Consider the following 1,576-nt stretch of genomic DNA (forward strand, 5'->3'; position numbering starts at 1 on the left):
TCACGGGAGCGCTCGCGGCTTGCCGCATAACGCTCTGCGGGCGACTTGTTTGGGGAGGTCATACAGTCGAGACTACGGTTCGGCGCCGACGGTTTCACAACCGGCCGGGGATCACCGCTTCTCCATCTCGTCGTCGAGGTCCGACAGCTCCAGTGGAGAGGCCTCGTCGTCGGAGAGCCCGGCGTAGGGATCCGGGCGCCGGAGCTTGCGCCGGTCGTTGAGGAAGGCCAGGGCCGCCGCGATCTCGAAGAGCAGGATGGTCGGCAGGGCGAGCGCGAGCATCGTGAAGGGGTCGGCGCTGGGCGTGGCGACCGCGGCGAAGACGAAGATGCCAAAAACGATCATCCGCTGGGACTTGCGGATCCGCACCGACGTCAGGACGCCCGCCAGATTGAGCACGATCACGAACAGCGGCAGTTCGAAGGTCAACCCGAAGACCAGCAGCATGGCGAGCACGTAGCTGAGGTAGTGGTCGACCGTGATCAGTGCCGCCACGTCCTCGGGCGTGAAGCCCAGGAAGAGGCTGAGGCCCTTGTCGACGGTGATGTAGGCGAGGGTGACGCCGACGAAGAACAGCGGCACCGCGGCGCCGAGGAACACGTAGGTCCAGCGCCGTTCCCTCTTGTACAGGCCCGGCGCGACGAACGCCCACAGCTGGTAGAGCCAGATGGGGGCCGAGACCACCATCCCGATGATGAACCCGATCTTCAGTCGCAGGAAGAACGACGAGAAGATCCCGTTGACGACCAGCGTGCACTTGTCCTTTTCAAGCGCGTGCGACGCCGGCAACGAGCAGTAGGGCTCCTTGAGGAACTCCCAGACCGGATTGAACACGATCCAGCCGATGATGGTGCCCAGGATCAGGGCCAGCGAGGCCTTGATCAACCGGTTGCGGAGCTCACGGAGGTGTTCCATGAGCGACATCCGGCCCTCGGCGTCGGCGGCCTGTGCGCTCTGCTGTCTCATCGGCAGTCTGCTCTTGTGCTCGCTGTCGTCGGGATGGGCAGGTCAGGGATCAGGAGGTCCGGCGGCTCCGCTCCGCCTCCGACAGTGGCACACCGTTGATTGTGCCCGCCTCGCCGGCGCCCGGCGGAAGCTGCCGCTGCGGCGGCGCCTGGTAGTTCTGCGCCTGCTCGGCCTGAGCCTGGGCGGCCTGCGACTGAGCCTGGGCCGCCTGTGCCTTGGCCTGCTGCGTGGTCTGCTCATCGTCGTCGTCGTCGTTCCGCAGGCCCTTGGTCTCGGCCTTGAGGATCCGCGCCGACTTCCCGAGCGAGCGCGCCAGCTGGGGCAGCTTGGCCGAGCCGAACAGGAGAAGGACGACCACAAGAATGATCAATACTTCGGGCGTGCCAATTGATGGCATTTCGACACCTCTTCAGCAGGGTTAACTCAGGACGATCGTACGCGCTCGTGACGGGTGTCCGGTTCAGCGGAGCCCCGGAGCTTTCGAAGTTCACTCCGCAGCGCCGCGTGTTCGGGTTCGAGCCGCCGCTTGGTCCGTTCCAGTTCACGTGCCAGGCCGCGTACGGCGAGGTAGACCTTGCATGCGCACACCGAGAGCACGGCGAGACCCGCG

The 1,576-nt window shown here is 65.7% G+C and carries 3 protein-coding genes; all 3 read right to left on the reverse strand.

What is annotated here, in order from left to right; translation table 11 throughout:
- Window positions 1-111: 111 nt before the first annotated feature.
- A complete protein-coding gene (gene tatC / locus HKK72_RS39095; protein ID WP_261987623.1) occupies window positions 112-966 on the reverse strand; it encodes a twin-arginine translocase subunit TatC in 855 nt (284 codons plus the stop codon).
- Between the two features lie 49 nt (window positions 967-1,015).
- Entirely contained in the window at window positions 1,016-1,363 is a 348-nt protein-coding gene (tatA, locus tag HKK72_RS39100) for a Sec-independent protein translocase subunit TatA (RefSeq protein WP_187239407.1), read from the reverse strand.
- A 26-nt stretch (window positions 1,364-1,389) separates the two neighbouring features.
- On the reverse strand, window positions 1,390-1,576 hold a 187-nt coding region (locus HKK72_RS40410; RefSeq protein WP_222721695.1), incomplete at its 5' end, for a hypothetical protein.

It is taken from the genome of Actinomadura sp. HBU206391 (genome assembly GCF_014323665.1).
Lineage (GTDB): Bacteria > Actinomycetota > Actinomycetes > Streptosporangiales > Streptosporangiaceae > Actinomadura_C.

Coding starts and splice junctions, on each gene's coding strand:
- tatC (WP_261987623.1), bottom strand. CDS start 966: ATGAGACAGCAGAGCGCACAGGCCGCCGACGCCGAGGGCCGGATGTCG.
- tatA (WP_187239407.1), bottom strand. CDS start 1,363: ATGCCATCAATTGGCACGCCCGAAGTATTGATCATTCTTGTGGTCGTC.